Here is a 23,583-nt window from a genome sequence, read left to right as displayed (position 1 = left end):
GATCACACGCCCATGTAGCGGCCGGGGCGGTGGTTGAACATCAGCACCAGGCTGAGCACCACCGCGCCGATGGCCGAGTACAGCACCTTGGAAGGCGACAGCACGAAGAACGCGGCCACCATCAGGCAGGCGTCGTAGGACATCTGCACCTTGCCCGCGCTCCAGCCACGGGTGCGCTGCAGGTACACCGCCAGGATGCCGATGCCGCCGAGGCTGGCACGGTGACGGATGAAGAACAGGATGCCCAGGCCAGACAACGCGCCACCGACGATCGCCGAATACAGCGGGTTGATGTGCGAGAAGTCGATCCAGCGCGGCAGCAGGTCGGTCAACACGCCACAGGCGGTGACCGCAGCGAAGGTCTTCAGGGTGAATTCCCAACCCATGCGCCGCAGCGCCACCCAGTAGAACGGCAGGTTGACCAGCACGAACACCAGGCCGAAGTTCCAGCCCATCGCGTAGTGCAGCAGGAACGCCATGCCCGCCATGCCGCCGATCATCAGCCCGCCCTTGGCGAAGATGGCCAAGCCCAGCGAGGCCACCATCGTGGCCAGCACCATGCCTTGCACGTCCTCGGCGATCGAGTGGCGCAGCGCTTTTTCGTCGGCGGTGGTGCCGGCGCTGTCGGGCGGCGGGGTCAGCGGACCGGCGGTGACCAGGTGGCCGTCAGCGTCGTCGCACGGCGCGGGGCCATGGGAAGGAAGGGACATGCGGGTGGGGGAACAGCAGGTGGGGAGCGGTATTAGACACGATCTGCATGACAGTTGCAGATGAAATCGTTCAGCTGAATGCGCCCCAGCCTGCCCTCCGCCAGCCGCCGGTCACCCCTTGCCGGCCAGATGGTGCGCCACCAGTGCGTTGGCATGTCCGTGGCCCAGTCCATGCTCACTTTCCAGGAAGCTGACCAGTTCCATGTGTTTCAGGCCCTTCTTCCCGGCCAGCAGCCCGAACCAGTGGGCGACCGGCTGCCCATAGGTCTTCTCGATGGAGGGGAAATACGAGGCCGGGCTTGCGGCTTGGTGTCAGTGCTCGTGTGCAGCTCCCGTTGAAGTCATTCATTCGACGAACCACGGACGCAGAAATCGACACACCCACACGCCCGACCCAGCGCCGACCAACGGTCGGCACCCACCAAAGCAGAATGCCGTTCCAACAGCTCGCGGGAAATTGTCGAAGGCGGGGTGGCTCAGGTTGCGGGGGCGTGAGCGCCATGGGCCCGAGGCATGCCTCGGACGGGTTGGGCAGGACGCCCAACCCCGGTCTTGCCGTGTGCGCAGGACAGCGCACACGAGCAAGCGCGACCGAGGCTACATGGGTGAGGGCGCTTTGCTTGCGAAGCACTGCTTCGCAAGCGCCCGAACGCACAGCCGCCAGCGGCTGGGCAGGGCCCCGGAGGGGGACTTGCGCCGTCCCCCGCAACCTGAGCCACCCCGCCTCCCACGGGAAGCCAGCTTTTGACGTTGCCGTTGATTCGGCAGGTGCCGGGCGCAGCCCGGCCGTATCATCCCCTCATGCCCCGCGAAAACCTCAACGACCTGCAGGCCTTCGTCCACGTTGCCCGCGAGGGCAGCTTCACCAAGGCTGCCGCCCAGCTGGGCGTGTCCCAGTCCGCGCTCAGCCATGCCATGCGCGGACTGGAGCAGCGCCTGGGCGTGCGCCTGCTGACCCGCACCACCCGCAGCGTGTCCACCACCGAAGCCGGCGCCCGCCTGCTGGAAACGCTGGCCCCGCGCCTGGCCGAGATCGAGGATGGGCTGGCCGCGCTGGCCGAGTACCGTGAACGCCCGGCCGGCACCATCCGCATCAATGCCACCGGCCACGCCGCCGAGTACATCGCCTGGCCCAGGCTGGCGCCGCTGCTGCAGCAGTATCCGGATTTGAAGGTGGAACTGGCGGCCGACTACGGGTTGGCCGACATCGTGGCCGAGCGCTACGACATCGGCATCCGCCTGGGCGAGCGGCTGGCGCGCGACATGATCGCCGTACCGATCAGCCCGCCGCTGCGCATGCGCGTGGTCGGGGCGCCCAGCTACTTCCGCCAGCACCTGGTGCCGCGGCACCCGGACGACTTGGCCGGGCACAACTGCGTCACCCTGCGCCTGCCCACGCATGGCGGGCTGATGCCGTGGGATTTCGGCCAGGACGGCAATGAACTGAGCGTGCGTGTGAGCGGCCAGTGGATCTTCAACAGCATGGGCATGACCCGCGCCGCCGCGCTGGCAGGCAGCGGGTTGGCCTGGCTGCCGGAGGACCAGGTACAGCCGATGCTGGACGATGGCCGCCTGCTTTCGGTGCTGGACGACTGGTGCCCGCACTTCGATGGCTATTACGCGTACTACCCCTCGCGCCGCCACGTGACCGTGGCGATGCGGACGGTGCTTGATGCGCTGCGTGGGCCGATGGGGTGAGGATCAAGGAGTGCGGACCAACGGTCCGCACCCACCACCAACGTTCCGCACCCACCACCAACGGTCCGCACCCAGCTGTTGATCAGCCCTTGGCCTGGGCGGCGCGCTGCGCGTTGTAGCGCTCGCCGACGATCGACACTTCGTCCAGCGCCTGTGCGATGCGTTGCAGCTCCTCCGGTGCCAGCTGCAGGTCGGCCGCGCCCAGGTTTTCCTCCAGACGATGGACCTTGGTGGTGCCTGGGATCGGCACGATCCACGGCGCCTGTGCCAGCAGCCAGGCCAGCGCCACCTGCGCCGGGGTCGCACCCCGCGCCGCCGCGATCGTGCTGATGCGATCCACCAGCGCCTGGTTGGCGCGACGCGCTTCCACTTCGAAACGCGGCACGCTGTTGCGGAAATCGTTGGCGTCGAAGGTGGTGTCGGCGTTGATCGCACCGGTCAGGAAGCCGCGGCCCAGCGGGCTGAACGGCACGAAGCCGATGCCCAGCTCCTGCAGCGTCGGCAGCAGTTCACGCTCCGGTTCGCGCCACCACAGCGAGTACTCGCTCTGCACGGCGGTGACCGGCTGCACCGCATGCGCGCGACGCACGGTGGCAGCACTGGCCTCGGACAGGCCGAAGTGGCCGACCTTGCCCTCGGCGATCATGTCGCGCACGGTGCCGGCCACATCCTCGATCGGCACGTTCGGGTCGACGCGGTGCTGGTAGAACAGATCGATATGGTCGGTACGCAGGCGCTTGAGGCTGGCTTCGGCCACGGCGCGGATGTTCTCCGGGCGGCTGTCCAGGCCGGCATCGGTGCGCGCGTCCCTGAAACCAAACTTCGTGGCGATCACCAGCCTGTCGCGGTAGGGCGCCAAGGCCTGGCCGAGCAGGTCTTCGTTGGTGTACGGGCCGTACACCTCGGCGGTGTCGAAGAAGGTCACGCCGCGCTCGACGGCAGCGTGCAGCAGGGCAATGCCCTGGCTCGGTTCGACCGGCTGGCCGTAGGCATGGGTCAGGCCCATGCAACCCAGGCCCAGGGCGGAAACCTTCAGGCCGCTGCGGCCGAGTTCACGTGTCTGCATCGTCGTGCTCCAGAGAGGGGAGCGCTGACGATACGCCTGCATCGGCGATGGATTGAACCGACTGGACGGCAGTCGGTCATGACTGGAATTCATCAATCGCCCGCGCGCCCGGTAGAGTCGACTGTCAGTCGACTCTACACATCGCCAGGTCACCGGATCTCGGAGATCTCCACCCCATCCAGGCCCTGCGACAGCGTGCGCGCGTCGCCGCCCTGGCTGAGCTTGATGCGCAGGCGCACTTCGTTCTGCGAGTCGGCGTAGCGCAGTGCGTCCTCGTAGCTGATCTCGCCGGCCTGGTACAGCTCGAACAGGCTCTGGTCGAAGGTCTTCATGCCCAGCTGGACCGAGTCCTTCATCACTTCCTTCAGCTTGTGGATCTCGCCGTCGCGGATGTAGTCCTGCACCAGCGGCGTGCCCAGCAGGATCTCCATCGCCACCTTGCGCGAGCGGCCGTCGGGCGACGGCACCAGCTGCTGCGCGACCACGCCCTTGAGGTTCAGCGACAGGTCCATCAGCAGCTGGTTGCGGCGGTCTTCCGGGAAGAAGTTGATGATGCGATCCATCGCCTGGTTGGCATTGTTGGCATGCAGCGTGGCTAGCACCAGGTGGCCGGTTTCGGCGAACGCGATGGCGTGATCCATGCCTTCGCGGGTACGCACCTCGCCGATCATGATCACGTCCGGCGCCTGGCGCAGGGTGTTCTTCAGGGCCGCTTCCCAGCTGTCGGTATCGATGCCGACCTCGCGCTGGGTGATGATGCAGCCCTCGTGCTTGTGCACGAACTCGATCGGATCTTCGATGGTGATGATGTGGCCGGTCGAGTTCTGGTTGCGGTAGCCGATCATCGCCGCCAGCGATGTCGATTTGCCGGTACCGGTGGCACCAACGAACAGGATGATGCCGCGCTTGGTCATCGCCAGCGTCTTGATGATCGGCGGCAGGCTCAGCTCTTCCACGGTCGGAATGCGCGTCTCGATGCGACGCAGCACCATGCCGACCTGGTTGCGCTGGTAGAAGCAGCTGACGCGGAAGCGGCCGACACCGGACAGGCCGATGGCGAAGTTGCATTCATGCGTCTTCTCGAACTCCTCGCGCTGCGCAGGGGTCATCACGTTGAGCACCAGGTCGCGGCTCTGCTGCGGCGTGAGCGGAGTCTGCGTGATCGGCGAGATCTTGCCGTTGACCTTCATCGCCGGCGGCATGCCCGCAGTGATGAACAGGTCCGAGGCGCGCTGGTGCGCCATCAGCTTGAGGAACGAAGTGAAATCGATGGTGGTCGCGGTGGTGTTCACGGCAGGCTCCCGGAAAAGCGGTTTACCAGGTAACGGTCGGTGGAGGAAACAACACGGAGCGGCCGCGCCATTGCACGCGCCGCCCGTGGCTGCCCTGCCTTACTCGAACAGGCGCTTGTCCTTGGCGTAGTCGCGGGCCTGGTTGCGGGTGATCAGGCTGCGCTTGACCAGGTCCTGCAGGTGCTGGTCCAGGGTCATCATGCCGTACTGCTGGCCGGTCTGGATGGCCGAGTACATCTGCGCCACCTTGTCCTCGCGGATCAGGTTGCGGATGGCCGGCGTGCCGACCATGATTTCCCACGCTGCGGTACGGCCACCGCCGACCTTCTTCAGCAGCGCCTGCGAGATCACCGCACGCAGCGACTCGGACAGCATCGAGCGCACCATCGGCTTTTCGCCGGCCGGGAACACGTCGATGATGCGGTCGATGGTCTTGGCCGCCGAGCTGGTGTGCAGGGTGCCGAACACCAGGTGGCCGGTCTCCGCAGCGGTCAGTGCCAGGCGGATGGTTTCCAGGTCGCGGAGTTCGCCGACCAGAATGATGTCCGGGTCCTCGCGCAGTGCCGAGCGCAACGCTTCATTGAAGCCATGCGTGTCGCGGTGCACTTCGCGCTGGTTGATCAGGCACTTCTGCGAGGTGTGCACGAATTCGATCGGATCCTCGACGGTGAGGATGTGGCCGTATTCGTTCTTGTTGATGTAGTCGATCATCGCCGCCAGCGTGGTCGACTTGCCCGAGCCGGTCGGGCCGGTCACCAGGATCAGGCCCTGCGGCTGCTGGATCACTTCACGGAACAGCGGCGGGCAGGCCAGGTCCTCGAGGGTGAGCACCTCGGACGGAATGGTACGGAACACCGCACCGGCGCCGCGGTTCTGGTTGAACGCGTTCACACGGAAGCGCGCCAGCGACGGGATCTCGAAGGAGAAGTCCACTTCGAGGAATTCCTCGTAATCGCGGCGCTGCTTGTCGGACATGATGTCGTACACCAGCGCATGGACCTGCTTGTGGTCCAGGGCTGGGATGTTGATCCGGCGAACGTCGCCGTCCACGCGGATCATCGGCGGCAGGCCTGCGGACAGGTGCAGGTCGGACGCTTTGTTCTTGACGGAAAACGCCAACAGTTCGGCGATATCCATGAGCGGCTACTCCCCAATAACGGCTTCGACTGGAAGGATCTTTCCCCGGGCGGCAGTATAGCCTCCCGATTCAATGGAACGCGTTACGTGGCCACTCCCCTGCCCCAGATCCTGAGCAACCTGCATGCCGCCGCCGAGGCGGCCGGCCGGCCCGAGCCGCGCCTGCTGGCCGTGTCCAAGACCCAACCGGCCGAGGCCGTGGCTGCGCTGGCCGCACAGGGCCAGCAGGCCTTCGGCGAAAACTATGTGCAGGAAGCGCTGGCAAAGATGCAGGCGCTGCAGCACCTGGCGCTGGAGTGGCACCTGATCGGCCACCTGCAGTCGAACAAGGCCGATGCCGTGGCCACCCACTTCGACTGGGTGCAGAGCGTGGACCGGCCCAAGCTGGTAACGGCGCTGGCGCGCCATCGCCCGGCCGCACGCGGCCCGCTGAATGTGCTGATCCAGGTCAACATCGACGATGAATCCAGCAAGCACGGCTGTGCACCGGAAGACGTGGATGCATTGGCTGCGGCAATTGCCGCCGAGCCTGCCCTGCGCCTGCGCGGGCTGATGGCGATTCCCGCGCCATGGCCCGAAGCCGAGCGTCGTCGGGATGCACTCGTGCGCATGCGCACACTTTTCCAGTCGCTGGCCGCCCAGCACGCGCAGGTCGACACGCTGTCGATGGGCATGAGCAGCGACTACGCCGAAGCCATCGCCGAGGGCGCCACCCTGGTGCGCATCGGCACCGCCCTGTTCGGCGCGCGCCCGCGCCCGGCCTGATTTTCAAAGGAGACGTCCATGGCAGCTGATTCCATCACCTTCATCGGCGGCGGCAACATGGCGCGCAGCCTGATCGCCGGCCTGATCCGCCAGGGCACACCCGCCGCGCACATCCACGTCGCCGAACCGGTGGCCGCACTGCGCCAGGCGCTGGCCGCCGACTTCGGTGTGCAGGTGCATGACAACGCGATTGATGCCGCTGCGCAGGGCAGCACCTGGCTGCTGGCGGTGAAGCCGCAGGTGCTGCGTGAGGTCTGCCAGTCGCTGCAGGCGCTGGCCCAGGCAAACCAGCCGTTGGTGGTGTCGATTGCCGCCGGCATCACCAGTGCGCAGCTGCAGCGTTGGCTGGGAGGCGACCAGGCAGTGGTGCGCGCGATGCCGAACACCCCTGCCCTGCTCGGCGCAGGTGTGACCGGCCTGTTCGCCACACCGTCGGTGGACACGCAGCAGCACGCACAGGCCGAGAAGGTGCTGGCCAGCGCAGGCCGCACCGTGTGGATCGACAGCGAGGCGCTGATGGATTCAGTCACTGCCGTATCCGGCAGTGGCCCGGCCTATGTGTTCCTGCTGGCCGAAGCGATGGAAGCGGCGGGTATTGCCCAGGGCCTGCCAGCCGACGCCGCGCGCACGCTGGTGGTGCAGACCCTGCTGGGTGCCTCGCGCATGCTTGATGAAGCCGGTGAGAGCCCGGCCGAGCTTCGCCGCCGCGTGACCTCGCCGAACGGAACCACCCAGGCCGCGATCGAGAGCTTCCAGGCCGGTGGCTTCGAGGCGCTGGTGGGCACGGCGCTGCGCGCCGCGCAGGTGCGCGGGCAGGAATTGTCTGCGGCGAATGATTGATCCCGATGTGTGCCGACCAACGGTCGGCACCTACCATCATCCACGCATGGCGTGGATGCTCATTGCCCCAACGTGGTCATGACGAAATCCACGAAGCACTGCAACCGCGGGCGTGGCCTGCGGTCGGGCAGGTAGATCAGGTGCATCGGCCGCGCCTCGGGCAGGTAGTCGCGCAGCAGCGGCTTCAGGCGCCCGGCAGCAATTTCGCCAGCCAGCAGCGCCGTCGGTTGCAGCACCAGACCCGCTCCTGCAACGGCAGCTTCGCGCAACGCGAAACCATCGTTGCAGGTCAGGCGCGCTTCCCAGTCCACCTGTTCACCGTTGGCCAGCTGCCAGCCGTGGCCACCGCGCCAGGCCAGATGGCTCAGGCAGTCATGCCCTGCCAGATCGGCGGGCGTACGCGGCGTGCCGCGCCGGCGCAGGTACGACGGTGACGCACACAGGCTCATCGCATACGGCGGCAGCGGCCGCGCCACCAGTTCCTGCGATGGCAGCGGCCCGACCCGGATCGCCACATCGAAACCATCCTCGATCAGATCCACGCGGCGGTTGCTCAGGTCCAGCTCGATATTCAACTGCGGCTGTGCGCGCAGCAGGCCGGCCAGCTGCGGCGCCAGCACGCAGCTGCCCCAGGTGGTCGGCGCACTGACCCGCAACAGGCCACGTGGCTGTACCTGCAGACCGGCCACATCGGCCTCGGCCTGCTGCACCTGCTCCAGCACCTGCCGGCATCCGGCCAGATAGGCGCTGCCGGCTTCGGTCAGGCGCTGGCGGCGGGTGTTCCGTTGCAGCAGCGCGGTGCCCAGATGCGCCTCCAGCTGCTGGATGTACTTGCCCACCATCACCGCCGACACCTGCAGCTGTTCGGCGGCCCCGGCAAAGCTGCCGCGCTCGGCTACCGCCACGAAGGCCTGCATGCAGCGAAGGGTATCCATTGCTAATCCAAAGTTAGGAATCTGCAAATCATACGCCGCTTACCTAACCCCAATGTGACGGCGCAGACTGCGCTCACACCCTCACGCAAGGAACCGCCATGAAGATCCTCCTCGTCGGTGCCAGCGGCACCCTCGGCCAGGCAGTCGCCCGCCAGCTCGGCCAACAGCATCAGATTCTCGCCGCCGGCCGCAGCAGCGGCGAACTGCGCGTGGACCTGACCGATGACGCCAGCGTCGCCGAACTGCTCGCACGTACCGGCCCGGTCGATGCGGTGATTTCCACCGCCGGCAAGCTGCACTTCGGTCCGCTGGAGCAGATGACGCCGGCGCAGTTCAACCTCGGCCTGCAGGACAAACTGCTGGGCCAGGTGAGGCTGGCACTGGCCGCGCAGCACCATCTCAACAGCGGCGGCTCGATCACCCTGACCAGCGGCATCGTCAGCGCACAACCGATCCGCGACGGCGTCAACGCCACCTCGGTGAATGCCGCACTGGAAGGCTTCGTGCGCGCAGCCGCACTGGAGCTGCTGCCGCGCGGCCTGCGCATCAACGTGGTCAGCCCGAACGTACTGATCGAATCGATGGCGGCCTACGGCCCCTACTTCCCGGGCTTTGAAGCGGTAAGCGCCCAACGCGCCGCACTGGCCTTCCAGCGTGCAGTGGAAGGCATCCAGAGCGGCGAGACGATCACGGTCTGGTAAGAAAAAGGGGACGGAGGGGATTAAGTCGTTTTCGTCCGCCGGGCATGGCCCGGCGCTACCGGGAGCGCGTTCCCTTTTTGTCGCTCACTCCCAGCGCATCGGGCCGTCGCCGCGTTCGCCGAGGACGTCGCCGGGATTGGCCAGGCGGCAATGCTGCAGCGACAGGCAGCCACAACCGATGCAGCCGGTCAGTTCGTCGCGCAGCAGCTGCAGCATGTGGATGCGCTCTTCCAGCTCGGTGCGCCAGCGCGCGGACAACCTGGCCCAATCCGCTTTGGTTGGTGCGCGGCCGTCAGGCAGGCTTTCGAAGGCACGGCCGACTGCTTCCAGCGGCATGCCCACCCGCTGCGCCACGCGGATCACCGCCAACCGGCGCAGCACGTCCCGGCTGTAACGCCGTTGGTTGCCCGAGGTGCGCAGGCTGCTGATCAGCCCCTTGCGCTCGTAGAAATGCAGTGCGGAAACGGCCACGCCACTGCGCTGGGAGACCTCGCCAACGCTGAGTTCCTGGGATGCCATTGCTTGACCTCAACTAAAGTTGAGGTGGCATGCTGCTATCTTCGCCGCCCGTTGACAAGCGCGGCCTGCACCTGACCCGTATGAACCCGACCCTCTCTCCCGCCGACACCCACCTGCCGGCTGACAGCTCGATCCTGTCCGCGCGCTACCGCGCCACGACCATCGGCATGGTCGCACTGGTCGCGCTGCACGCCTTCGAAGCACTGGCCGTCGCGGCCGCGATGCCCACCGTGGCCGAAGCACTCGATGGACTGCGCCTGTACGCGCTGGCCTTTGGCGGCACCCTGGCCACCAGTGTGATCGGCATGACCCTGGCCGGGTGCTGGGCCGATCGCCACGGCCCCGCGCGGCCACTCTGGTACGGCCTGGGCTGCTTCGTGCTGGGCCTGCTGCTGGCCGGCTTTGCGACGCGCATGGGCATGCTGGTGGCCGGGCGCCTGCTGCAGGGCCTGGGTGCGGGCGCGATTTCGGTCTCGCTGTACGTGATGGTCGGCCGCAGCTACCCCGAGCACCTGCGGCCGAAGGTGTTCGCGGCATTCTCGGCGGGCTGGGTGGTGCCCTCGATGGTCGGCCCGGCGCTGAGCGGCCTGATCGTCCAGCATCTCGGCTGGCGCTGGGTGTTCCTGGCGGTACCGCTGCTGGCAGTCCCTGCTGCCCTGTTGCTGCGGCCTGCGCTGGCGCGCACGCAGCCTTCCGCCGACAGCAGCAACGACGAGGGCCGCGGCAACATCGTGCGCTGGGCAAGTGGTGCATCGCTGGCGGCGCTGCTGCTGTACTTCGGCGGCCAGCAGCACGGTCCGACCGCCCTGCTCTGCATCGGCGTGGCGATGCTGGCGCTGCTGCTATGCGTGCATCGCCTGCTGCCGGCCGGAACGCTGATCCTGCGCAGGGGCCTGCCCAGCGTGATCGCACTGCGCGGCATCGCCGCTGCCGCATTCTTCGCCTGCGAAGCCTACCTGCCGCTGCTGCTGCAGCGCGAACGCGGACTCCCGCCCAGCTGGGCCGGCGCGGTGCTCAGCCTCGGCGCACTCGGTTGGTTCGCCGGCTCCTGGCTGCAGGGTCACCAGCAGCGCGGCTGGTCACGCCAGCAGCTGCTGCGCGTCGGCACGGTGATGATGACGCTCGGTATCGCCGCAACGCTTGCGGTGTTGTTCAATGCAGTGCCATTGCCGGTGGCCCTGGTGGGCTGGACGGTCACCGGTTTCGGCATGGGCATGATCTACGCCAGCCTCTCGGTGCTGACGCTGTCACTGTCAGCAGCGCATGAGCAGGGTGCCAACACCTCTGCCCTGCAGCTGAGCGAGGCCCTGTCGGTTGCCACCGCGCTGGCGGTCTCCGGTGCGTTGTTCGCGCTGTTCGTGGAAAGCGCGCCGCACACCGGCTACCTGCTGTGCCTGGCGATCACCTTCGGCCTGGCGGTGCTGGCCGTGGTGATCGCGCGGCGGGTGTAGCGCCGCCGGGTTTCGGTAGTGCCGTCCACTGGCCGGCACCATCACGGGATTCCCGCGTGCGCGGAGAGTGCCGGCCAGCGGCCGGGACTACCGGGTCCCCGTGCCTACGTCATCGATGTCCCGGTGCAGGATGCGCCGCACTTCCAGCACTGCCTGCGGGGTCTCCTGCACGCTGTGGCCGGAAATGATGACCTTCTCCGACTGTGCACCCGGCAGGTGCGCACTCCAGTACGGCACCAGTCCGTCATCGGACTTTTCCACCGGCAGCTCCGGCTTGCGCTGGGCGATGATCGAGTGGTACTTCAGTCCCGCTTCGATCGGCAGCTGCGCTGCGGCCTTCACGAATGGATCGCTGGCCTTGAGGTTGTCGATGCTGTTGGGGATCTTCGGCTTGGCGGTGCCGTCGACCTGCTGCTCGGCCTGTGCCAGCGCCATGAACACGTCCTCGAATTTGCCGAGAATGGTCAGCGGCAGGCGTACCAGGCGACCGATCAGCCGCCCGACCCTGTTGCCGGCGATATCCGTGCCCTGGTGCGGCGCGGCGATGAAGATCGCGCGTTCCACGTTCGGCTGCGCCTTGAAATGCAGCAGTGGCCCCAGCTTGGCCTGCACCCGCTTCAGCCGCTCGCCCTTCAGGTCATAGTTGGCCAGCAGGTCATCCCACAGCACATCACCCGAGTCGCTCACCAGCAGCCGCGCCAGCACGCCGCCCATGCTGTGGCCGATATAGACCATGTCCTTCGATGCGCGCGTGCTGCCGTTGGGGTCGAAGTGCTTGAGGGTGTCATTGAACGCGTTGGCGATCTCGTAGCGGTTCAGCGCGATCGGCGCGTTGGTCGGGTAGTAGACCTGCCACACCTGGAACTGCTGGCGCAGCTCGGGGTCGCCCATGATCTCGTTGGCCAGGTTCACCCAGGCTTCCGGGCTGCTGGCCAGGCCGTGCAGCATGAAGATGATGCGGCGGTTCGGGTCCCACGGCTGCATCAGGTAGATGTGCGGTTCGCCGATGCCCTCGCTCATGCCGAACAGGGTGCGCAGTGATTGCCGGGCGAAACCGCTCTGCGCCAACCACAAGCCATAGGCGGCGGTGAAGTTGCCGGCCAGCGGCACCTGCTCGCCATGCAGGGAGATGCGCTCGGTCGCTTCGGGCGAATAAGCGTCCAGCTCGACCCGGCGCGTGCGCATCACATCGTCCAGGTTGCTGCCTTCGAAGCGCAGCAACGCGGTGACGTTGATCGAGGACATCTCGCTGAACTCAGGCACCGAATCGTCGTGGCGATGACGGCGGCCACGGCGTGCGTCGTCCTCATCCTCCTGCGGCGCCTCAGCCTTGGCGCCCTCGGGTGCGATCACCGGTGCGACCAGCTTCGGCGGGTCCATCACCATCACCAGCTCGGCACCGAAGCCATCACGGCGATAAGTACTGCGCAGCCCGACGAAGCTGACCGTGCCGGCTGGCACCAGCTGCGCGGGAATGCTCTTCAGGTTCAGCTGCTGGTAGTTGGAAGCCAGCGACCAGCTGCCGACCGAGATCGGCTTCGTGTAGTCCTCGCCAGCCAACGCAGCGGCGCGCGCGCGGACGAACAGCACCACCGCCGCCTTCTCGGCCGCGTAGTTGTAGTAGTCACGCACCTGCGTCTGCCGGTCTTCGAAGGCGCGATCCGATGGTGAGCGGCCGCTGTAGAACAGGTAGGCATAGGCGTAGCGCGCGGCTTCCAGCCAGGCGTCCAGCGCTGCGTCGCTCATCGGCGGATCACCGGCTGCGGTCTTCTTCGGCGTCAGCGCCAGCGCGGCCTTCACCCACAGTTCGGACAGCGCCGACAGCCGCTGCTCGACATTGAGATCGTCGGTCATCAGCAGCGTGCTGCGGCAGACCAGGAAGTCCTTCTCGCACTGCGATTCGTCCAGGCCTGCCGCGCTGAGCGTCTCGCGCGCAGCGGGGCTGAGCTTGCCGGTATTGAGCACGTCGGCACGCTTGTTGACCAGCGAATCGCTGGACTTGACCTGCTTGACGGTGACCATCGCGCAGCCACTGCTGCCCAGCAGCAGGAAGGCGGCGAACAACACCGGCAGCGCACGCTGCCAGCGGATCAGGAGGAGTCGAGTCATTACTGCGGGTCCTGCTCGGTGCCAGGTACGCCCTGGCGGATCACGGTGGAGAAGTGTTCGCCGCTGCCCAGGTCCAACGCACGCTGGGTGATGCGGCCCTTGTCGTGCAGCTCGGCGTACGGCACACCCGGGGTCAGTGCACCGACCTCCTGTGCGTACTCGGCCAGGTAGCCGGACAGCAACAGGCGGTAGTCCAGCGGCAGGCGCGGCGCGATCTGGCGGGCCAGATCGAAGACGATCGTGGTGCAGTTGCTGGTGAGTGTGTTGTAGAAGCCCGGCTTCGCATCCAGTTCGCGCGCCTGCGCGATGTACGCGGCGAACAGCTCCTTCAGCTGCGCACGGTCCATGCCGTGCAGGCGGTACAGGTAGACATCCTCGCCACGCGCATTGGTGCGGGTGCGGATGATGTCGGTCTCCTCCGCGGCCACCAGGGTCATCTCGAATTTGCGGAAGAAGCCGCCCAGCGCCGAGAACGATTCGCCGCGTTCCTTGCGGATCTCCAGCGAGAACACCACGTGGCGCCCATCCTCGAAGCCAAACGAGATGAGGGTGTGGGCGATCGCTGGGCCCATCCAGTACGACAGCACCAGGTCGGCCGAACGCAGCTGGTCCAGGTCGTACGCGCGGCGCAGCCAACGGGCGTCGTAGTCGGTTTCGGTCCGCCATCTGAAGTCACGTACGTTGTCGAGCACCACGTGGCGGCCATCGAAGGAGACCACATGCAGGCGCTGGGCCACGTCATCGGCCCAGACGCGGTCCTGGCGCGGGGTCAGCAGCAGCCACCACAGGCCGGCCAGCGCCAGCGATGCCCCGAACGCCATGCCCAGGCGACGATGGCCACGGCCACGCGCGACCTGCCACGACGCCCACAGCGCAACCAGCAGCCACAGCGCCGCAATGCCATTGGCCAGCCAGCCCGGCCCCGGCACCTGATAGGCCAGCAGCCCGGTCACCCACAACGCTGCCAGCGCCATGGCACTTCCTGTCATCCAACGTCCTGCGGCTTTCACTGGCATCCTGTCGCGGTCCCGAAGCCGCATAGTTAGCCACAAGCGGGTTCACCGTGGCATCTACGGTCCGTTCAGGCACGCCGGCGCACCGTCTGCGGCGGTCCATGCGGCCAGGTTCACTTCACAGGAGCAACGATGGGCATCACTTCCGTGGCCGGCGTTCCGGTCCAACCCCAGCACCGCGCAACCTGCCACTGTGGCACGGTCGAACTGCTGCTGGACCTGCCGGACGGCATCGTCGATCCCCGCCGCTGCGACTGCTCGATGTGCCGGCGCCGGGGTGCCATCGCCGCCAGCGTCCCCCGCCAGGGCCTGCAGGTGGTGCGCGGGCAGCATCACCTGCAGAAGTACCAGTTCAACACCCATGTGGCCGAGCACTACTTCTGCGGGGTGTGCGGCATCTACACCCATCACCGGCGCCGCTCCAACCCCGACCAGTACGGCTACAACGTGGCCTGCCTGGAGGGCATTGATCCGTTCGCGCTGGGGGTTATTCCGGTCAGCGACGGGGTCAACCACCCGTCAGACCGCACCGGCTAGTGGCGCGTGCGCCGCGGCGGCGTGGCGATCTTCTGCCAGGGCGCCATGCCGCTGCGCCCCGCCCGCGCCGGGCGTTTCAGCCAGGGCCGGCGTGACGGTGCCTGTGGCGCGTCCTCGACCGGGGGAGGAAGGGGTCGACGGCCGGGCCAGAGATGGTCGAGCAGCCACATGGCAGGTCTCCGTGGGGGGACGGGGACGATCAAGACTAGGCCCGGGTGGGCATAGGCGACGTGAGCGGGACACGACAACGGGATGACGGCGGAGGCGGCGATGAGCCTGCTACACCATGTCCCCGACCAAGGCACCTGTGCGTTTCCGCAGCAACAGGCGCAACACGGCGGCACAGGCGGCGGTCAGCAGCGCCAGTACACGCAGCAGTGTTGCCAGCGCCTCACTACTGGCGTGCTGCAGCTGCATGCGGCTCATCGTCGGTAGCAGTGCCTGCGCCTGTTCCCGCGCCCCCGTGGCCAGATAGGCACCGGCACGCACCAGCGATGCCGGCGACGCGCCCTGCAGCTGATGGCCGATCAGCAGCGCAAGCAAGGCAGTGACTGTGGCCAACGCGATGCCTTCGCCGGCCACCCGCACGGTTCCGAATATGCCTGCGGCCATGCCGGCACGCTGCACCGGTACCACGCTCACCGACAGTCCATCCATCAGCCCCCACGGCAAAGCCGTGCCTGCGCCGACCAGCATCAGCAGCGGCACCCACTGCGAGGGCGACGGGTGCGACGCCTGCCGCGACAACAGGTACAGGCCGGCGGCACACACCAGCAGACCCAGCGTGCACAGCCGCGCACTTCCCACGCGCTCCGCCCAGCGCGCGGCCAGCATCGGCAGCACCAGCATCGGCGCGGACAGCGCCAGCATCTGCAGTCCCACAAGCGTCGCGCCCTGGCCATGCACGCCCAGCAGTTGCAGAGGTAACACGACCAGCAGCACCACGTAGCCGAAGCAGGTCGCCACCGGCAGCAACTGGACACCAAGGAACGCCGGTTGCGAGAACAGTGAGAGGTCCAGCAACGGTGAGGGGTGCCGCCGTTCGATGAAGACGAACACCCCGCCCAACAGCAGCGTCGCCAGCAGCGCCAGCTGCACGCGCGCGGCATGCAGGCCGAACTCGCCCGACCACAGCAGCGCCAGGGTCAACGCCGCCAGCGTCAGGCTGAAACTCAGCATGCCGCCGATATCCAGTGGTCGGCGCTCGCCATGACTTTCAGGCAACGCGCGTGCCCCCAGGCCGAAGGCCACCAACGTGAGCACACCGCCCGCGGCGAACACGCTGCGCCATCCCAATGTCTGCAGCAGCAGGCCCGCGAGCAGGGGCCCCAGCGCCAGCCCCATGCCGAACGTGGTGCCCAGCAGGGCGAAGACACGGGCACGCGCCGGCCCCTGCCAGGCCTGTGCCAGCAGCGCCGTGCCGGATGCCAGCGCCGCCGCCGCGGCAACGCCCTGCAACCCGCGCGCCAGATCCAGCCATAGCAGCGTGCGAGCAAGGCAGACGGCGGCGGTGGCGGTGGTGAAGCCCGCCGTGCCCAGCAGGAACAGCCGCCGACGGCCATATCGATCGGCCAAGCCGCCCGCAGCGAGCAACAGACTGCCGAAGGTGAGCATGAAGGCGTTGGTCACCCAGGCCAGCGCGGTGGGCGATGCCGCCGCGGAACGGGCCAGCGCCGGCACCGCGACTGCACCGGCAGAGAAGGACAACGGCAACGCCAGCGCGGCCAGGCAGACCGCAAGCAGCGCCCAGCGCTGCTGCGCGCGGACAGGTACAGGGAGCATCGAATCCGGGGCCATGCGGGCCTCCATCCATCAGGGGCATTGATGATGGACAGGCCGCTATTCCAGAAAAACAGGCTCGGTGGACGTTGATTGCGGCCAGATGTTCCGCAATCATCCCCACATGGACTCCATCTCCGCCCTGCTCGCCTTCGTCCGCACCGCGGAGGCAGGCAGCATTGTCGGTGCCGCCCGCGTACTCGGCCTGTCAGCCTCGGCCGTCGGCAAGCGCATCGCCCGGCTTGAACAGGAACTCGGCACGCGCCTGTTCCAACGCACCACCCGCCGCGTGCATCTCACCGACGAAGGCGAACTGCTGCTGCAGCGCTGCCGGCGTGCGCTGGACGAGCTTTCCGAAGCACAGGCGGACCTGGCGCAGCGACAGCACGCCCCCAGCGGACTGCTGCGCATCGGCCTGCCCACCATCGGCTACCGCTTCCTGCTGCCGGTGCTGCCCGGCTTCCAGCAACGCTATCCGCAGGTGCAGCTGGAACTGGACTTCAACGACCGCATCGTCGATGTGGTCAGCGAAGGCCTGGATGCAGTGATACGCAGTGGCGAACTGGCCGATTCCAGCCTGACCGCACGGCGGCTGGGTGGTTTTCGTTTCATCCTCTGTGCGGCGCCGGGCTATCTGCAGATGCATGGAACGCCCGGCGATGTGGGCGACCTGCGCATGCATACCGCGCTGCGCTTCCGTTACCCCACCACCGGAAAGCTGCATCCGTGGCAGCTGCCGGGCATCGAAGGCGACGCCGGGGCGCGCCTTCCCACGGCGATGACCTGCAACAACATGGAGGCCGTGCTGGCCGCTGCGATCGGATGCATGGGCCTGGCCTGGATGCCTGACTTCCTCGCAGCCGACGCGCTGGCCGATGGCCGCCTGCAACAGGTGCTGCCCACACTGCCCACGCACCAGGGGCAGTTCTCGCTGCTGTGGCCCGGTGGGCGCCATCCCAGTGCACGCCTGCGGGTGTTCATCGACTACGCCGTTGCGCACCTTTTCCGCAGCACCCCGGAAAAGGGGACGGAGGGGATTAAGTCGTAATTGGTCCTGCTGTGCCTGAAACGACTTAACCCCCTCCGTCCCCTTTTTCGTCCCCTTTTTCCTGGCGGCTGAAGCGGCGCGCGCCGGCGACGCAGATCACTGCGACCAGAGTCACCAGCACCATGCTGAGGCTGACCGATTCGTGCAGCAGCAGCGCGGCCAGGGCCAGGCCGAAGAACGGCTGCAGCAACTGCAACTGGCCGACAGCGGCGATGCCGCCCTGCGCCAGCCCGCGGTACCAGAACAGGAAGCCGATCAGCATGCTGAACACCGCCACGTAGCCCAGCGCCCACCACGCCGAGGCACCGACCGCAGTGAACGAGGCCGGGCGCATCAGCACCGTCATCGGCAGCATCACCGGCAACGCCAGCAGCAATGCCCAGCTGATCACCTGCCAGCCGCCCAGATGACGGGCGAGCAGACCACCTTCCGCGTAGCCCAGCCCGCACACCACGATCGCCGCCAGCATCAGCAGGTCGGCCTGCAAAGAGGCTTCGATGCCGTTGCGCGCGGCATAGCCGACCACGCAGGCACTGCCCAGCAACGAGAACAGCCAGAACGCCGGGCGCGGCCGATCGCCACCGCGCAGCACGCCGAACATCGCTGTACTCAACGGCAGCAGGCCAAGGAACACGATGGTGTGCGCCGACGACGCGTGACGCAGCGCGAGCGCGGTCAGCAGCGGGAAGCCGACCACAACGCCGAGGCTGACCACCACCAGCCCCGGCAGGTCGCCGCGCCGCGGCCATGGCTGGCGCAGCAGAAGCAGCAGCCCCAGACCGAGCACCGCGGCGATGGTGGCGCGTGCGGCGGTGACGAACCCGGCATCCAGCTGCAGCACCGCCAGGCGGGTGGCCGGTAATGAGCCGGCGAAGATCACCACACCGATGAAGCCATTGATCCAACCACTCGCCGACCGTTCCACGCCTGGACTCCTGAAGGTGCCGGACGATGCCCGGCTGCACCTGTATGGAAGCATCCAGCGCGGAACGACCCCAGCTACAATCCAGTACAGCCGCAAGTAACTGTACTGCCCACACTTCCACTACGGTTCCACCATGCCGCGCCCGCTCACCCGCATCGAATCGGTCATCCAGACCGTCCGCACCCGCATCAGTGCACGGGTGGATGGCCCCGGCTCCCGCCTGCCTTCGGTACGTGCGCAGGCAGCGACCATGGGAGTTTCAGTCTCCACCGTGGTCGAGGCCTACGAGCGCCTGGCGGCCGAAGGCCTGATCAGTGCACGCGCAGGCTCGGGCTTCTACGTCAGTGGCCCGGCCGCACCGCTGGCGCTGGCCGAAATGGAGCCGCGGCTGGATCGCGCGGTGGATCCGCTGTGGGTATCACGACAATCGCTGGAAACGCCCGCGGGCGATCTCAAGCCAGGGTGCGGCTGGATGCCCAGTGACTGGCTGTATCACGATGGCGTGCGCCGCGGCCTGCGCGGGCTGGCGCGTGCCGATGCCATGCAACTGGTGGACTACGCCGGCCCGCTCGGGCTGCCCGCGTTGCGCCAGCTGCTGCAAAGGCGCAGCGCCTCGCTTGGCATCGATGCACCGATGGAGCAGATCCTGCTGACCGAATCCGGTACGCACGCGGTCGATCTGCTCTGCCGTTTCCTGCTCAAGCCCGGTGACTGCGTGCTGGTCGATGACCCGAGCTACTTCAATTACCACGCGCTGCTCAAGGCGCACCAGGTGCAGGCCATCGGCGTGCCGTACACGCACAGCGGCCCGGACCTGGAGGCGTTTGCGCAAGCCCTGCAGGCGCATTCGCCGCGGCTGTACCTCACCAATTCCGGCCTGCACAACCCGACCGGCGCGGTGCTTTCAGCCAACACTGCGCACCGCCTGCTGGGCCTGGCCGAACGCAGCGAGCTGATCATCGTCGAGGACGACATCTTCGCCGACTTCGAACTGCAGCCGGCACCGCGGCTGGCCGCGCTCGATGGACTGTCACGGGTGATCCACGTCGGCAGTTTCTCCAAGACGCTGTCGGCAGCGTCGCGCTGCGGCTACATCGCTGCGCGCCACGACTGGATAGAAGCACTGACCGACCTGAAGCTGGCCACCAGCTTTGGCGGCGGCCATCTGGCCGCGCAGTTGATGCACATCGCGCTGACCGATAGCGGTTACCGCCGCCACATGCAGTCGATACGTTCGCGCCTGGCCGATGCACGCCGGCACACACTGCGGAAACTGCAGGCGCTGGGCATCACGCCGTGGCTGCAGCCGGAAGCCGGCCTGTTCCTGTGGTGCCAGCTGCCCGACGGCCGCGACGCCGCCGCACTGGCGCGGCACTGCCTGCGCGAGGGCATCGTGCTGGCGCCGGGCAACGCGTTCAGCCAGTCGCAGCGCGCGGCCGACTATCTGCGCTTCAACGTCTCGCAGTGCCAGGACCCCAGAATCTGGCAGGTACTGGCGCGGGCGCTGCGCTGAGCCGGGAATGCGCGACCAGCGCAGCCACCACCATGCGTACGCCCCGCAACTGGCCGCGACGATGCGGCAGCGGCGCGCAACGCCTCTTGCGCGCCGCGCTACAGTGGCATGTCCTCCGCCGCAGGAATCCGCGCATGTCCACGTTCTCCGATCCGCAGGCGGTGGCCCGCTATGCCGAAGCGCCGCTGCGCCAGGTGCCCGGTTTCCTCGCGTTGCAGCAGATGACCCGCCTGCTGCTGGCCGAACACGTTCCCGCACAGGGCCGCGTGCTGGTACTCGGCGCCGGGGGCGGGCTTGAGCTGAAGGCCTTTGCCGAAGCGCAGCCGGGCTGGCAGCTGCTGGGTGTGGATCCGGCCGCGCCGATGCTGGCCCTGGCCGAGCAGACACTGGGTCCGCTGATGCCGCGCGTGCAGCTGCTGGAAGGTTACATCGACGATGCGCCCGATCTGCGCTTCGATGGTGCCAGCTGCCTGCTGACCCTGCACTTCCTCGACGCCGCGCAGCGCCTGCACACGCTGCGCGAGCTGCACAGGCGCCTGCAGCCCGGCGCACCGCTGGTGGTGGCGCACCACAGCGTGCCGCAGGATCCGGCCGGCAAGCTGCGCTGGTTGCAGCGCTACGCCGCGTTCGCCGAAGCCTCGGGGGTTGCCCACGCCGATGCACAGCGCGCGATCGACGCCATTGCCGAGCGGTTGCCGCTGCTGGCCCCCGAACAGGAGGTCGCGCTGATGCAGGAGGCCGGCTTCGATGGCGTGGAGCTGTTCTATGCGGGCTTCAGCTTCAAGGGCTGGGTGGCGTACGCCGGGTGATGTCTACGGCACCACGGTGATGCCGATCCGCTGCATCAACAGCGCCACCTGCTGCACGTCCAGCGTGGCGCCACGCAGGTTGGTGCTGCGCAGGTCCAGCTCGCCCAGATCGGAATTGGTCAGGTCGCAGTCGGTGAAGTTGGCGCTGTTCCAGTCGATTCCCTCGAACTGGCCACCGGACAGGTCCGAGCCCGCGAAGCTTGCGCCACTCACGTTCGCACCGTCCCAGCGGTTCTCCCACAGTTCGCATTTCTCCAGCGTGACCCGCGAGAAATTGGCATAGCGCAGGTTCGACTTCTTGATGAAGGCGCTGCAGAACCAGCTGCGCGTGGTGATCTGGTTCATGAAGCTGGCGTTGCTGAAATCCGCACCCTGCGCGCGGCACTCGCTGATCTCCAGGCCCAGCGCCTTGATGAAGTTGAAGTGGCACATGCTGATGTCGCAGCTGCGGAAACTGGCTTCCTTCAATGTGGCGCCATTGAAGCGGCAGCCGCTGCGGCTGTCGGCATCGTAGAAGCTGCAGTTGATGAACTCGGTGGCGGTCAGGTCGGCACCGGAAAAATCGCACTCATGGAACTGCTGGTCGACCACTTTCTGGCCGGTGTATTGGTCCGCGCCGATGCGCAGCTTGCGGTGAACGGTGGGGGACATCAGGGATTCCATGCCAGGTGCCCCGCCATCATGCCGGGCCGCGAGGGCGATCCATAGACGTGGGCGCGGGCGGATTCACCGGCAGTCCAGCCGCCCTGCGTCCCCCCAATGCCGCATGCACGTTATTGCACGTTACTGCACGAACGTGCAGACTTGCAGCATGAGCTCCAATCCCAGCCCCCTCCCCGCCCAGCGCACCCGGCAGATCCTGGAGGAACTGCGCCAGCAGGGCCGCGTGGTCGCCGCCGAGCTGGCGCGCCGCTATGCCGTGTCCGAAGATTCGATCCGCCGCGATCTGCGCGAACTGGCCGCACAGGGCATGTGCCAGCGCGTTTACGGTGGCGCCGTGCTGCCACCGCCCAAGGAACGCCCGCTGCGCGAGCGCCTGACCCGCGACCGCGGCGACAAGGCCGAGCTGGCCGCCCGCGTCTGCGCGTTGCTGCACCCCGGCCAGGTCGTACTGCTCGATGCCGGTTCAACCAACCTGGCGATCGCCCAGCAGCTGCCGGCCGCCCTCAGCTTGACGGTGATCACCAACGCGCCACAGATCGCCACGGCCGCCAGCCTGCTTGAAGGCACCTCGGTGCAGCTGATCGGCGGGCGCCTGGCCAGCGGTGGCGGTGCGGTCGGCGCCGAGGCATTGGCCCAGGTGCAGCGCCTGCGCGCCGATGTGTACCTGCCCGGCCCCTGCGCGGTGGACGGCGACACCGGCGTGTGGGCAATGGATGCGGAAGAAGCCACACTGAAGCGCGCGATGGTGGCCTGCAGCAGCCGTGTCATCGTCGCCGCCACGACTGAAAAGCTGGGTGCACGCGGCAACTGGCAGATTGCCAGCCTCGACGAGATCGACGACCTGGTGCTGACCACCACCGCACCGCCCGCATTGGCGGCACGCTTCCGCGCCGCCGGCATCGCGGTACACCCCACTCCCCCCTGACCGTACCGCTCATGTCCGTTGCCAACCGCGCGCGTGCCGAACAGCACGCGACCCGCGCTGCGTTCTTCATTCCCGGCTTCGCCACCGCGCTCTGGGCCACCCTGGTGCCGTTCGCAAAGGCACGCACCGGGATCAACGACGCCACGCTGGGGCTGGTACTGCTCTGCCTCGGTGCCGGTTCGCTGCTGGCAATGCCGTTGTCCGGCGTGCTGGCCGCGCGCCTCGGTTGCCGGCGGGTGATGGTGGCCAGCAGCCTGCTGATCTGCCTGACCGTGCCCGGCCTGGCGCTGGCCGGTTCGGCCTGGACACTCGGGCTGGTCCTGTTCGTGTTCGGTGCCGCCGTGGGCGCGATGGACTGCACGATGAACGTACAGGCCGTCATCGTCGAGCGCGAAGCACGGCGCGTGATGATGTCCGGCTTCCATGCCTTCTTCAGCATCGGCGGCTTCCTCGGCGCGGCCACCATGACCGTGCTGCTGTCCGCACAGCTGCCGCCCTTGGCATCGGTAATGATCGGCGTTGGCGCCATGCTGCTGGTGATGCTGTTGTCGGCAGCGCACTGGCACAGCGAACGGATGCCGCACGACACACCGATGCTGGCCCTGCCACACGGCATCGTGCTGTTCATCGGCGTACTGGCGTTCGTTGCGTTCCTCGGCGAAGGTGCGATGCTGGATTGGAGCGCGGTGTTCCTCAGCGATGTGCGTCGCGTCGATGCCAGCCTCGCCGGCGTCGGCTATGTGACCTTCACCCTGACCATGACCATCGCCCGCCTGTTCGGCGATGCACTGGTGGCGCGCGTGGGCCGCCAGCGCGCGATCGTTCTCGGCGCTCTGCTTGCTGCCGCTGGCGTGCTGGTGCTGACCCTGGTCACGCCATGGCAGGCGTCGCTGGCGGGCTATGTGCTGGTCGGCCTTGGCTGCGCCAACATCGCGCCGGCGCTGTTCTCGCTGGCCGGCCACCAGACCCGCATGCCGGGTGCGCTGGCGATCACCGCCGTTTCCACGCTGGGCTTCGCCGGCATCCTTGCCGGACCGGCGCTGATCGGCTTCGCCGCCAACCATTTCGGCCTGATCGCCGCATTCATCGGCATTGCCACGGCCTTGTTGCTGGTGGCGATGTCCACGCGTTGGCTGCGGGTGTAGCCC

Annotated in this window: 22 protein-coding genes and 1 pseudogene; 11 read left to right on the top strand and 12 right to left on the bottom strand. The window is 67.5% G+C overall.

Annotated elements, in window-relative coordinates; all coding sequences use genetic code 11:
* Positions 1 to 2 precede the first annotated feature (2 nt).
* Entirely contained in the window at positions 3 to 710 is a 708-nt protein-coding gene (locus ROV95_RS19250) for a YitT family protein (RefSeq protein ID WP_014036228.1), read from the bottom strand.
* Positions 711 to 821: 111 nt separating this feature from the next.
* Positions 822 to 986 carry a DUF4287 domain-containing protein gene (locus ROV95_RS19245; RefSeq protein WP_312546100.1) on the bottom strand — a complete coding sequence of 55 codons (165 nt, stop codon included), beginning with the start codon at positions 984 to 986 and terminating at the stop codon, positions 822 to 824.
* A gap of 525 nt (positions 987 to 1,511) precedes the next feature.
* Here ROV95_RS19245 and ROV95_RS19240 point away from each other — a divergent pair.
* Positions 1,512 to 2,408 carry a LysR family transcriptional regulator gene (locus tag ROV95_RS19240; RefSeq protein ID WP_111098567.1) on the top strand — a complete coding sequence of 299 codons (897 nt, stop codon included), beginning with the start codon at positions 1,512 to 1,514 and terminating at the stop codon, positions 2,406 to 2,408.
* 82 nt (positions 2,409 to 2,490) lie between these two features.
* Here ROV95_RS19240 and ROV95_RS19235 read toward each other — a convergent pair whose 3' ends face one another.
* From ROV95_RS19235 to ROV95_RS19225, 3 genes are all read right to left on the bottom strand, one after another.
* Complete coding sequence (locus ROV95_RS19235; protein WP_312545896.1) at positions 2,491 to 3,474, bottom strand: aldo/keto reductase; 984 nt, start codon at positions 3,472 to 3,474, stop codon at positions 2,491 to 2,493.
* A gap of 149 nt (positions 3,475 to 3,623) precedes the next feature.
* Positions 3,624 to 4,766, bottom strand: coding sequence for a PilT/PilU family type 4a pilus ATPase (locus tag ROV95_RS19230; protein WP_019659468.1), 1,143 nt, complete (start codon positions 4,764 to 4,766; stop codon positions 3,624 to 3,626).
* Positions 4,767 to 4,865: 99 nt separating this feature from the next.
* On the bottom strand, positions 4,866 to 5,903 hold the full coding sequence (locus ROV95_RS19225) for a type IV pilus twitching motility protein PilT (RefSeq protein ID WP_006422551.1): 1,038 nt from the start codon (positions 5,901 to 5,903) through the stop codon (positions 4,866 to 4,868).
* 87 nt (positions 5,904 to 5,990) lie between these two features.
* Between ROV95_RS19225 and ROV95_RS19220 the strand changes: the two genes are divergently transcribed.
* Both ROV95_RS19220 and proC read left to right on the top strand, forming a co-directional pair.
* Complete coding sequence (locus ROV95_RS19220; RefSeq protein ID WP_312545894.1) at positions 5,991 to 6,668, top strand: YggS family pyridoxal phosphate-dependent enzyme; 678 nt, start codon at positions 5,991 to 5,993, stop codon at positions 6,666 to 6,668.
* Positions 6,669 to 6,686: 18 nt separating this feature from the next.
* Complete coding sequence (gene proC, locus ROV95_RS19215; RefSeq protein ID WP_312545893.1) at positions 6,687 to 7,508, top strand: pyrroline-5-carboxylate reductase; 822 nt, start codon at positions 6,687 to 6,689, stop codon at positions 7,506 to 7,508.
* Between the two features lie 59 nt (positions 7,509 to 7,567).
* On the opposite strand, the gene ROV95_RS19210 is transcribed toward proC, so the two are convergent.
* Positions 7,568 to 8,443 carry a LysR family transcriptional regulator gene (locus ROV95_RS19210; protein WP_019659471.1) on the bottom strand — a complete coding sequence of 292 codons (876 nt, stop codon included), beginning with the start codon at positions 8,441 to 8,443 and terminating at the stop codon, positions 7,568 to 7,570.
* Between the two features lie 71 nt (positions 8,444 to 8,514).
* Here ROV95_RS19210 and ROV95_RS19205 point away from each other — a divergent pair.
* Positions 8,515 to 9,144, top strand: a pseudogene (locus ROV95_RS19205) (short chain dehydrogenase); the annotation flags it as partial.
* 84 nt (positions 9,145 to 9,228) lie between these two features.
* On the opposite strand, the gene soxR reads toward ROV95_RS19205, so the two are convergent.
* The gene (soxR, locus tag ROV95_RS19200; protein ID WP_021202603.1) at positions 9,229 to 9,663 is read right to left on the bottom strand and encodes a redox-sensitive transcriptional activator SoxR; all 435 of its coding nucleotides are present in this window, start codon (positions 9,661 to 9,663) and stop codon (positions 9,229 to 9,231) included.
* Between the two features lie 29 nt (positions 9,664 to 9,692).
* Between soxR and ROV95_RS19195 the strand changes: the two genes are divergently transcribed.
* Positions 9,693 to 11,114: an MFS transporter gene (locus ROV95_RS19195; protein ID WP_312545890.1), complete on the top strand. Its 1,422-nt coding sequence runs from the start codon at positions 9,693 to 9,695 to the stop codon at positions 11,112 to 11,114.
* 87 nt (positions 11,115 to 11,201) lie between these two features.
* Here the strand turns inward: ROV95_RS19195 and ROV95_RS19190 are convergent, their stop codons facing one another.
* Both ROV95_RS19190 and ROV95_RS19185 read right to left on the bottom strand, forming a co-directional pair.
* Positions 11,202 to 13,223, bottom strand: coding sequence for an alpha/beta hydrolase (locus ROV95_RS19190; RefSeq protein ID WP_312545887.1), 2,022 nt, complete (start codon positions 13,221 to 13,223; stop codon positions 11,202 to 11,204).
* The gene (locus ROV95_RS19185) at positions 13,223 to 14,197 is read right to left on the bottom strand and encodes a DUF4105 domain-containing protein (RefSeq protein WP_312546099.1); all 975 of its coding nucleotides are present in this window, start codon (positions 14,195 to 14,197) and stop codon (positions 13,223 to 13,225) included. Before ROV95_RS19185 ends, ROV95_RS19190 begins: the two co-directional genes overlap by 1 nt.
* Positions 14,198 to 14,368: 171 nt before the next feature.
* On the opposite strand from ROV95_RS19185, the gene ROV95_RS19180 reads away from it, so the two are divergent.
* Entirely contained in the window at positions 14,369 to 14,773 is a 405-nt protein-coding gene (locus tag ROV95_RS19180) for a GFA family protein (RefSeq protein WP_014646209.1), read from the top strand.
* Between the two features lie 279 nt (positions 14,774 to 15,052).
* Here ROV95_RS19180 and ROV95_RS19175 read toward each other — a convergent pair whose 3' ends face one another.
* Positions 15,053 to 16,570 carry an MFS transporter gene (locus tag ROV95_RS19175; RefSeq protein WP_312545886.1) on the bottom strand — a complete coding sequence of 506 codons (1,518 nt, stop codon included), beginning with the start codon at positions 16,568 to 16,570 and terminating at the stop codon, positions 15,053 to 15,055.
* 106 nt (positions 16,571 to 16,676) lie between these two features.
* Between ROV95_RS19175 and ROV95_RS19170 the strand changes: the two genes are divergently transcribed.
* Entirely contained in the window at positions 16,677 to 17,600 is a 924-nt protein-coding gene (locus ROV95_RS19170) for a LysR substrate-binding domain-containing protein (protein WP_058979452.1), read from the top strand.
* Between the two features lie 25 nt (positions 17,601 to 17,625).
* On the opposite strand, the gene ROV95_RS19165 is transcribed toward ROV95_RS19170, so the two are convergent.
* Complete coding sequence (locus tag ROV95_RS19165) at positions 17,626 to 18,525, bottom strand: DMT family transporter (protein WP_312545884.1); 900 nt, start codon at positions 18,523 to 18,525, stop codon at positions 17,626 to 17,628.
* A gap of 133 nt (positions 18,526 to 18,658) precedes the next feature.
* Here ROV95_RS19165 and ROV95_RS19160 point away from each other — a divergent pair, with 133 nt between their 5' ends.
* Both ROV95_RS19160 and ROV95_RS19155 read left to right on the top strand, forming a co-directional pair.
* Positions 18,659 to 20,038 (top strand): PLP-dependent aminotransferase family protein, encoded by a 1,380-nt coding sequence (locus tag ROV95_RS19160; RefSeq protein WP_312545882.1) that lies wholly within the window; start codon positions 18,659 to 18,661, stop codon positions 20,036 to 20,038.
* Positions 20,039 to 20,172: 134 nt separating this feature from the next.
* Complete coding sequence (locus ROV95_RS19155; RefSeq protein WP_111098574.1) at positions 20,173 to 20,847, top strand: class I SAM-dependent methyltransferase; 675 nt, start codon at positions 20,173 to 20,175, stop codon at positions 20,845 to 20,847.
* Positions 20,848 to 20,850: 3 nt separating this feature from the next.
* Here the strand turns inward: ROV95_RS19155 and smqnr are convergent, their stop codons facing one another.
* Positions 20,851 to 21,498, bottom strand: a complete 648-nt coding sequence (smqnr, locus tag ROV95_RS19150) for a SmQnr family pentapeptide repeat protein (protein ID WP_014646203.1) — start codon at positions 21,496 to 21,498, stop codon at positions 20,851 to 20,853.
* A 160-nt stretch (positions 21,499 to 21,658) separates the two neighbouring features.
* Between smqnr and ROV95_RS19145 the strand changes: the two genes are divergently transcribed.
* Positions 21,659 to 22,435, top strand: coding sequence for a DeoR/GlpR family DNA-binding transcription regulator (locus ROV95_RS19145; protein WP_312545880.1), 777 nt, complete (start codon positions 21,659 to 21,661; stop codon positions 22,433 to 22,435).
* A gap of 11 nt (positions 22,436 to 22,446) precedes the next feature.
* Positions 22,447 to 23,580: an MFS transporter gene (locus tag ROV95_RS19140; protein ID WP_312545879.1), complete on the top strand. Its 1,134-nt coding sequence runs from the start codon at positions 22,447 to 22,449 to the stop codon at positions 23,578 to 23,580.
* Positions 23,581 to 23,583: the final 3 nt, after the last annotated feature.

The organism is Stenotrophomonas maltophilia group sp. msm1 (assembly GCF_032025805.1).
Taxonomy (GTDB): domain Bacteria; phylum Pseudomonadota; class Gammaproteobacteria; order Xanthomonadales; family Xanthomonadaceae; genus Stenotrophomonas; species Stenotrophomonas hibiscicola.
This window is presented reverse-complemented; position numbering and strand designations above follow the sequence as displayed.

Bases quoted from the DNA above. Each gene is read 5' to 3' on its own strand.
- ROV95_RS19250 (WP_014036228.1), bottom strand. From the start codon at position 710: ATGTCCCTTCCTTCCCATGGCCCCGCGCCGTGCGACGACGCTGACGGC.
- ROV95_RS19240 (WP_111098567.1), top strand. From the start codon at position 1,512: ATGCCCCGCGAAAACCTCAACGACCTGCAGGCCTTCGTCCACGTTGCC.
- ROV95_RS19235 (WP_312545896.1), bottom strand. From the start codon at position 3,474: ATGCAGACACGTGAACTCGGCCGCAGCGGCCTGAAGGTTTCCGCCCTG.
- ROV95_RS19225 (WP_006422551.1), bottom strand. From the start codon at position 5,903: ATGGATATCGCCGAACTGTTGGCGTTTTCCGTCAAGAACAAAGCGTCC.
- proC (WP_312545893.1), top strand. From the start codon at position 6,687: ATGGCAGCTGATTCCATCACCTTCATCGGCGGCGGCAACATGGCGCGC.
- ROV95_RS19210 (WP_019659471.1), bottom strand. From the start codon at position 8,443: ATGGATACCCTTCGCTGCATGCAGGCCTTCGTGGCGGTAGCCGAGCGC.
- soxR (WP_021202603.1), bottom strand. From the start codon at position 9,663: ATGGCATCCCAGGAACTCAGCGTTGGCGAGGTCTCCCAGCGCAGTGGC.
- ROV95_RS19195 (WP_312545890.1), top strand. From the start codon at position 9,693: ATGCTGCTATCTTCGCCGCCCGTTGACAAGCGCGGCCTGCACCTGACC.
- ROV95_RS19190 (WP_312545887.1), bottom strand. From the start codon at position 13,223: ATGACTCGACTCCTCCTGATCCGCTGGCAGCGTGCGCTGCCGGTGTTG.
- ROV95_RS19185 (WP_312546099.1), bottom strand. From the start codon at position 14,197: ATGGCGCTGGCAGCGTTGTGGGTGACCGGGCTGCTGGCCTATCAGGTG.
- ROV95_RS19180 (WP_014646209.1), top strand. From the start codon at position 14,369: ATGGGCATCACTTCCGTGGCCGGCGTTCCGGTCCAACCCCAGCACCGC.
- ROV95_RS19175 (WP_312545886.1), bottom strand. From the start codon at position 16,570: ATGGCCCCGGATTCGATGCTCCCTGTACCTGTCCGCGCGCAGCAGCGC.
- ROV95_RS19170 (WP_058979452.1), top strand. From the start codon at position 16,677: ATGGACTCCATCTCCGCCCTGCTCGCCTTCGTCCGCACCGCGGAGGCA.
- ROV95_RS19160 (WP_312545882.1), top strand. From the start codon at position 18,659: ATGCCGCGCCCGCTCACCCGCATCGAATCGGTCATCCAGACCGTCCGC.
- ROV95_RS19155 (WP_111098574.1), top strand. From the start codon at position 20,173: ATGTCCACGTTCTCCGATCCGCAGGCGGTGGCCCGCTATGCCGAAGCG.
- smqnr (WP_014646203.1), bottom strand. From the start codon at position 21,498: ATGTCCCCCACCGTTCACCGCAAGCTGCGCATCGGCGCGGACCAATAC.
- ROV95_RS19145 (WP_312545880.1), top strand. From the start codon at position 21,659: ATGAGCTCCAATCCCAGCCCCCTCCCCGCCCAGCGCACCCGGCAGATC.
- ROV95_RS19140 (WP_312545879.1), top strand. From the start codon at position 22,447: ATGTCCGTTGCCAACCGCGCGCGTGCCGAACAGCACGCGACCCGCGCT.